Raw genomic sequence first — 6,574 nt, 5'->3', positions numbered from 1 at the left:
CGTCTCGCCAAAGATTGGGAGAATCTCAATCGCAAGGCGCTCGCATTTCTGCGCCTCGCCTCAATCAGGCTCATGCTGAGAAAACTATGCAATCCAGCATGATCACTCCGGACAGACTCTTAGCAAAAAGGGGGTAAGTTAACACCCGCTTCGCTTCGGCACGAGGCGAGCTGGTGGGTGGACCTCGTTGAGTGTCGGCACGCCTGACTTTCCACGGACCGGCGTGTGCTCCTCGAAGATCTCGCGGATCTGCTGCGAGACCGCTTTGTAGACCTCGAAGCGCGGCTTCACGAATATCAGGCCGGACATTCGCGGAGTGGACGCGCCTCACCTGGCCCGTGCGGAATGCGCCTCTACCATTGCTGCGCGCACCCCGACGACGCGCGCCGATCAGACGCTGGATTCCAGAATGTCGAAGCCAACGAGCCGGTCGACCATATAGAGCAAACCGCGCTCATCCAGCATCACGTCGTTACTTTGCGGCGCGCTGCGTCCGGCCGCGGGATCCGGAATAAAAAATCCGACCTCGCGCGGCGCGGCCGGATCGGCAACATCGATGATGCGCAGGCCCGCCGAGAACCATACGGCGTAGACCAGCGTGCCGGTCATGGCCTCGTGATACTGATGCGCGCCGAAGCGGGCGCCCTCGACACGGCTGAACGGCGAGTCCAATTCGCTCACCTCGAACAGGCCAATCGGCTTGATTGCCGACAAGTCACTCACGTCAAAGGTCGCGATCCCCGCATGCAACCGCCCGCGCCGTGCATTTTCTTCGTTCGCGCTTTGCGCCTGATCCTCTTCGTCGATCGTGATCGCGATGCGTTTACCACCGATGCGCTCCGGCACCGGCATCACGGTATGTGTCGGCTCGGGAAACGGCGGATGATAATTGTAGGCGCCAAGCGTGCGCGGCTTTGCGATGTCGGCGCAGTCGACCACACGGAAGCCGCCGTGCCAGCAGCTCGCCCAGAACTCGTCGCCAAAGCGTAGCGCGTGGTGCAGCCGGTGCCGCTTGCCCGACCAGGTCGGCGTTTCACCGCCCGCGATGTGCTGCCCAGGCATCCACCAGCGCGAGACTTCTTGCGGACGCCGCGGATCGGCGATGTCGTAGGTCACCAGAATGTTGCCGATGTAGCCATCCATCTCGGTCGAGATGTAGGCATAGCGCGCATCCATCGCGAAGCGATGCACACCGATGCCGCCGGTCTTATGGTAGGCGATCAGCTTCGGCTTCGTCGGGTCCGACACGTCGTAGACCTTGAAGCCGCCGTTCTCGTAGGGCTTCGCGCGCGTGGCCTCGACCTCGCGATAGTCCGCTTGGCTGATGGCGAGCTTTGCTGCCATTTCGCTCGCGCTCGGCTCACGTCCGAGCGCTGCGACCAGCGCGGCCCGGGCGGCCGGAACCTGCTCGGCGCGACGGCCGATCTTGGTCATGTTGCGCTCGTGATTGACGATCATCACGTCGCCGACAACGCGAACCTTGTGACTGTGCGAGAACGGATCGTCGAGCGTGACGGTCGCAACCACGCGCGGATTGTAGGGGTCCGCGATGTCGACAATGGTCGTGCCGAGGTGTTCCTTGTTGGGGATGTGCCCGATGTAAGCGTAACGGCCCGCGACCGTGACCTGACCGGCGCCCGGAATGTCGAGATGCGCGAGGCGGCGAACCTTGTGCGCCAGCGCGCCGGTGTCTGTTTTCGACATTAGTTGAGCTGCCCTCCGGCCGCCTGCACGACCGCACGCCATTTCGGAATCTCGGCCTTGATATAGTCAGAAAATTCGGCGGGCGACGAACTCTGCACGTCGACCCCGAGATCGCTTAGAGCCTTGCGCGTTGCAGCATCGTTCAGCGCCGCGACGGTCGCGCGATTGAGTGCCTCGATGATGTCTCTCGGGGTACCAGCCGGCGCGACCAGGCCGTGCCACGTGGTTGCGTCGAAACCCGGAATGCCGAGTTCAGCAACAGTCGGGATATCGGGCAATATCGCGGTGCGCTTTGGCGTCGTCACGGCGAGCGGACGCACCAGCCCGTCTTTGATATGTCCGACTACGGACGCCGCGGTCGCAAACATCATCTGCACATGACCGGCAATTACATCCTGCAGCGCGGGCGCCGCGCCTTTGTAGGCGACATGCACGATGTCGACATGCGCTTGCGCCTTGAACAATTCGCCGGAGAGATGAGCGGCGGCGCCGTAACCCGAGGACGCGAAGTCGAGCTGGCCGGGCTTTGCTTTCGCGAGCGCGATCAATTCAGCCATCGTGTTGACGGGCAGCGTGGGATTGACCACCAGAATATTGGCTTGCGAGCCGATCAGGCTGATTGGCGCGAAATCCTTCTCGGCATCGTATCCAATCTTTTTGTAGAGGCTCGCATTGGTGGCAAGAATGGAGTTGTTGCCCATCAGCAGCGTGTAGCCGTCGGGCGTGGCGCGCACGACGACTTCGGCCGCGATATTGCCGCCAGCGCCCGGCCTGTTCTCGATTACGAACGGCTGGCCGAGCAGTTCGCTGAGCTTCTTGCCGATGATGCGCGCGAGTACATCACTCGGGCCGCCCGGCGTGAACGCGACGATCAAGTTGACCGGCCGCGTGGGATAGTCCGCAGCCGAAGCAGGCGCGACCCACACAAATGTTGTGATGGCAATGAGGAGTGCAAAACGGATCCGGCGCATGCCGTTCGTTAGCATGCGGAGTAAATGCCGTCAGCTTCCGAAGCAGATGTTACTGTCGTCACTTTCGCATGGTGGCAATGCGCATCCATCACGCGGGCGGAATAAATTTCTGCGCGATCGTCTGAAACGCTCGCATTGCCTCAAGCTTCTCTGAATCCGCGGCGATCACTGGGAGGTCGCGATCGTGACCACGCTGCGATGCGCGTCTTCGATGAAGCGTAGTGCCGTCGCCACAGCGATATCGACGTGACCCATGCGATCTCAGAACCAGTACGGGGTCTTGCATCGATTACAGCTTGCGGGAAAGATGTCTCCGTGAGCTAGGTTAAGGATGTCACGCACCTTAGCGGCAACGTGCCGATCGGCGGTTTGGTAGCTCATAAAGGCATGCATGGGGACTCCGAGCTTGGCCCATAATATCCTAGCTTCAGTGCGTTCAACTCCAGAGCGAGCGGCGGTTTTTTTGCCCCGAGACCTCCATGGTAATCATCCAAAGCAAATTCATCGGCAACTTCGTCATTGGCGACAACATCGTTCAGAATCTAAGGGTTCTGGCCGTGCTCTACGCGCAATACAATTTGGCCGACACGGCGAACAAGCGACTGCTGTGCAAACCGATTGTCGTTCTTTTGGGCTCGATCGTCGAAGCTAGCCTTCATGATCTCCATACGCGGATACGAACCTTCACGGTTTAAGGGGTCAGGAACATCACGACCGCGACCGCGAAGGGAATCCGTGAACTCGCGAGGCTCGATGATTTTGGAAAATATATCAACGCGGCGAGAACCCATGATTTGTTCGATGCCGCGGATGGAGGCTTCTACGCCGATCTTGAGAAGCTTCGCTTGCTGCGCAATCGGGTCCACATTCAGAACACGAAAGACAAGACGCTGCCCGCAAAGGAGTACAATGTGTTCACGCCCGCGGAAAAGCAGTTTGCCGAACAAGTAACCGAGAAAACCTTGCGGACATTGGCGAGGAAATTCGCGCGCGATTTCGACCACGTCGAGGAGCTTCGCCTGCCGTGGAACGCGTATTTCGCGGATTAGGTGGCCGGCAACGCCGTCTCAGGCCAGATCCGTTGAGCGATCTTCTTGAAGTCATGAACGCTCATCGCTCCACGTTCATTGCGCGCCTTTGAGCCAGGTACAAGCAGTCGCTTCGTGACGAGCGCGTATGGCGCTTGCCTGCGCAGGGCTGGGGTGGTGCGGCGGATGACGTCGCGTAAACCTCAGAGGATCCCATGATCAAGCCCAAAGCAACGCCGAAGGCGGCGACCGGCGCCATCGCCCGAAAGACTGCCAAGCCAGCTTCACGCAAGCGCCCGACAGCTGCATCGTCAAAACCAAAAGCAGGATCTGATACTAAGCATGCTCGCATTATTGCGATGCTGCGGGCGCCTTCAGGGGCAACCATCGCGGCAATCATGACGGTTACCGATTGGCAGCAACATTCAGTTCGCGGCTTTCTCGCCGGTGTCGTCCGCAAGAAGCTCAGTCTCAATCGCATTTCGGAGCTGACAGACAAAGGTCGGATCTATCGCATTAAGGACGGTAAAGCTGCGCCTCTCTCGGCCGGCCGGACCAAACAGGCGGCTTGATGCGATGCAGAAGCAACGCTGCAATGGTCGCACCTCGACCAAACCTTCCTTTGGAGACGAGATCGCGCATCTGCGTGGTCTCGATCTCAAAGGTCTTCGTTCAAGATGGCGAAGTGTTTTTCAGAGACCGCCACCCGATCATTTGCCGCGGCATTTGCTGTTCGCAATCATCGCCTATCGGATTCAAGCCGACCGCCTTGGCGATCTAGATCACGAGATCCGACAGGTGCTTGATCGGACGGACGCGAAGGACACCGGCGCGAAGATGACCGCGCGTCTCGTCAGCTTCGATCAGAAGCGAACTGAACTAACACCGGGAACTGTTTTGGTACGAGAGTGGGATCGTCGATCGCAACGGGTAATGGTGATGACTGACGGTTTTGCCTGGAACGGCCAGACTTATGACAGCCTCTCCAAGGTCGCCTTCGCAATCACTGGAACCAAATGGAATGGCCCACGCTTTTTCGGTCTCCGGGATAAGGAAGATCGATCGAGGACGGAGGTCCTACCATGAAGACTTCTTCGGTCAAATCAGTCCGTTGTGCGATCTACACCAGGGTCTCTACCGAGCAAGGGCTGGACCAGGAATTCAACTCGCTGGATGCCCAATACGAAGCGGCCTCGGCTTATATCAAAAGTCAGGCCCATGCCGGTTGGGCCCTGATCCGGTCGCGATATGATGACGGCGGATATTCCGGCGGGTCCACCGATCGTCCCGACCTGCAGAAATTGCTGGACGACATCCGCGCCCGTAAGATTGACGTCATTGTCGTCTACAAGGTCGATCGCTTGACGCGATCTCTGGCCGACTTTGCCAAGCTGGTAGAGCTGTTCGATGGTCATGGCGTGTCATTCGTCTCGGTCACGCAGCAATTCAACACCACGACTTCGATGGGCCGGTTGACGCTCAACGTGCTTCTGTCCTTCGCTCAGTTCGAGAGGGAGGTCACTTCCGAGCGCATCCGCGACAAAATTGCTGCCTCTAAACGAAAGGGCCTTTGGGTCGGCGGTCCCCTGCCCCTTGGCTATCACATGAAGGACGACAAGATTGCCGTCATTGAGGACGAAGCCGAACGGGTCCGGCTGATATTCCACCGCTATCTCGAACTTGGCGGCGTCAACGCACTGGTACGAGACCTTCGGAAGCGAGATATCCGAACCAAATCAAGACTGCTGTCAACGGGTGTTACCCGCGGCGGCGTTCCCTTCGGTCGGGGTTCGCTATTTTATCTGCTGCGCAATCGTTTTTACATTGGTGAGGTCAAATACAAGGGCGAGATCCTGCCCGGCGAACAACCGGCGATCATGGATCGCGCGCTGTTTGATGCGGTCCAACGGAAGCTCACGGATCAGTGGACTACTCGATCTACAACGCGGAACGCGAGCAACCATCTACTCGCCGGACTTTTGTTCGACGACGTCGGCCATCGCATGGTGCCCACCCATGCAACCAAGGCCGGCGTTCGCTATCGCTACTACGTCTCGTTTCCGCACCTGCATGGAGAATCCAGAACTGCATCGGTCGGGTCGGTCTCCCGTGTTCCAGCGAACGATGTCGAAAATGTCGTCGTTAAATCTCTCAACGAGCATCTGATCGCTCTGAAGGAGAAACCGGCCTTCAGCCGAATTCACACTGGAGATGGCAAAGCGGCCTTGGAGCAGGTCGCGCGGATCGATGTGCATGAGGATCGTCTGGTGGTTCGGTTGAAGTCAGCAGACGACGAAGAAACATCTGACGCAACCGACGACTATTTACTTTCTATCCCCTGGCAGAAGCCGCCAATCAGGAAGTCGAGGCAAATTCTTATCCCGCACGGCATTCCCAAAAATGAAATTCGCCCAACGCGGATCGAACGTCGCGCTCGCCTCGTCAGCGCGATCGCACGAGGCAAGCGCTGGCTTGACGAAATCGTTTCGGGCTCTGTGACTGAGGTTCAGCAGATCGCGACACGTCAAAAGTGCAGCGTGCGACAGGTCAACATGACGATATCGCTCGCGTTCCTCGCACCAAATCTCGTGCGCGCCGCGGTCGAAGGTCGTCTACCACGCGGCATTGGAGTCGAGCGGTTGCGTGATGCCCCGGCCGAATGGAGCCGACAGTTCGAAGCGCTCGGATTAAATCCGAGATAGCTGCGGGCCGGGCGTAAAACGACGCGCTTTTGGTCTCGCAGATTGCCCGAATCCTCGGCGGCCGTTGGCCGTCAACGCCCTACCGCCAGGAACGGAATTTTGGAGCCCGGAGACAGGACGCCAAAATTCGCCGCTCAGGCGCTTGGAGAACAAGCGACCAAAACCTAGG

The 6,574-nt window shown here is 58.9% G+C and carries 7 protein-coding genes and 1 pseudogene; 6 read left to right on the top strand and 2 right to left on the bottom strand.

Translation table 11 applies throughout. The features are described 5' to 3' along the window. Positions 1–102: pseudogene (locus ABSE61_RS21265) on the top strand (IS5/IS1182 family transposase); the annotation flags it as partial. Positions 103–390: 288 nt separating this feature from the next. Here the strand turns inward: ABSE61_RS21265 and ABSE61_RS21255 are convergent. Continuing rightward, positions 391–1,704, bottom strand: a complete 1,314-nt coding sequence (locus tag ABSE61_RS21255; RefSeq protein WP_423873102.1) for an LVIVD repeat-containing protein — start codon at positions 1,702–1,704, stop codon at positions 391–393. Beyond that, a complete protein-coding gene (locus ABSE61_RS21250) occupies positions 1,704–2,675 on the bottom strand; it encodes a Bug family tripartite tricarboxylate transporter substrate binding protein (protein WP_423873101.1) in 972 nt (323 codons plus the stop codon). Before ABSE61_RS21250 ends, ABSE61_RS21255 begins: the two co-directional genes overlap by 1 nt. 479 nt (positions 2,676–3,154) lie before the next feature. On the opposite strand from ABSE61_RS21250, the gene ABSE61_RS21245 reads away from it, so the two are divergent. The 5 genes from ABSE61_RS21245 to ABSE61_RS21225 all read left to right on the top strand — a co-directional run bounded on the left by ABSE61_RS21245 (position 3,155) and on the right by ABSE61_RS21225 (position 6,405). After that, positions 3,155–3,370: a hypothetical protein gene (locus tag ABSE61_RS21245; RefSeq protein ID WP_423873100.1), complete on the top strand. Its 216-nt coding sequence runs from the start codon at positions 3,155–3,157 to the stop codon at positions 3,368–3,370. 99 nt (positions 3,371–3,469) lie between these two features. Then, positions 3,470–3,724: a hypothetical protein gene (locus tag ABSE61_RS21240; RefSeq protein WP_423873099.1), complete on the top strand. Its 255-nt coding sequence runs from the start codon at positions 3,470–3,472 to the stop codon at positions 3,722–3,724. 194 nt (positions 3,725–3,918) lie between these two features. After that, positions 3,919–4,275 carry a DUF3489 domain-containing protein gene (locus tag ABSE61_RS21235; protein ID WP_423873098.1) on the top strand — a complete coding sequence of 119 codons (357 nt, stop codon included), beginning with the start codon at positions 3,919–3,921 and terminating at the stop codon, positions 4,273–4,275. 4 nt (positions 4,276–4,279) lie between these two features. Beyond that, positions 4,280–4,789 (top strand): DUF2924 domain-containing protein, encoded by a 510-nt coding sequence (locus ABSE61_RS21230; protein WP_423873097.1) that lies wholly within the window; start codon positions 4,280–4,282, stop codon positions 4,787–4,789. Next, positions 4,786–6,405 carry a recombinase family protein gene (locus ABSE61_RS21225; RefSeq protein WP_423873096.1) on the top strand — a complete coding sequence of 540 codons (1,620 nt, stop codon included), beginning with the start codon at positions 4,786–4,788 and terminating at the stop codon, positions 6,403–6,405. The genes ABSE61_RS21230 and ABSE61_RS21225 overlap by 4 nt, the downstream gene beginning before the upstream one ends. Positions 6,406–6,574 lie beyond the last annotated feature (169 nt).

It is taken from the genome of Bradyrhizobium sp., assembly GCF_049519115.1.
Taxonomy (GTDB): Bacteria; Pseudomonadota; Alphaproteobacteria; order Rhizobiales; family Xanthobacteraceae; genus Bradyrhizobium.
Note: the sequence above shows the minus strand (reverse complement) of the source record. Positions and strands in the feature narration are given on the sequence as shown.

Coding starts and splice junctions, on each gene's coding strand:
- ABSE61_RS21255 (WP_423873102.1), bottom strand. CDS start 1,704: ATGTCGAAAACAGACACCGGCGCGCTGGCGCACAAGGTTCGCCGCCTC.
- ABSE61_RS21250 (WP_423873101.1), bottom strand. CDS start 2,675: ATGCGCCGGATCCGTTTTGCACTCCTCATTGCCATCACAACATTTGTG.
- ABSE61_RS21245 (WP_423873100.1), top strand. CDS start 3,155: ATGGTAATCATCCAAAGCAAATTCATCGGCAACTTCGTCATTGGCGAC.
- ABSE61_RS21235 (WP_423873098.1), top strand. CDS start 3,919: ATGATCAAGCCCAAAGCAACGCCGAAGGCGGCGACCGGCGCCATCGCC.
- ABSE61_RS21230 (WP_423873097.1), top strand. CDS start 4,280: ATGCAGAAGCAACGCTGCAATGGTCGCACCTCGACCAAACCTTCCTTT.
- ABSE61_RS21225 (WP_423873096.1), top strand. CDS start 4,786: ATGAAGACTTCTTCGGTCAAATCAGTCCGTTGTGCGATCTACACCAGG.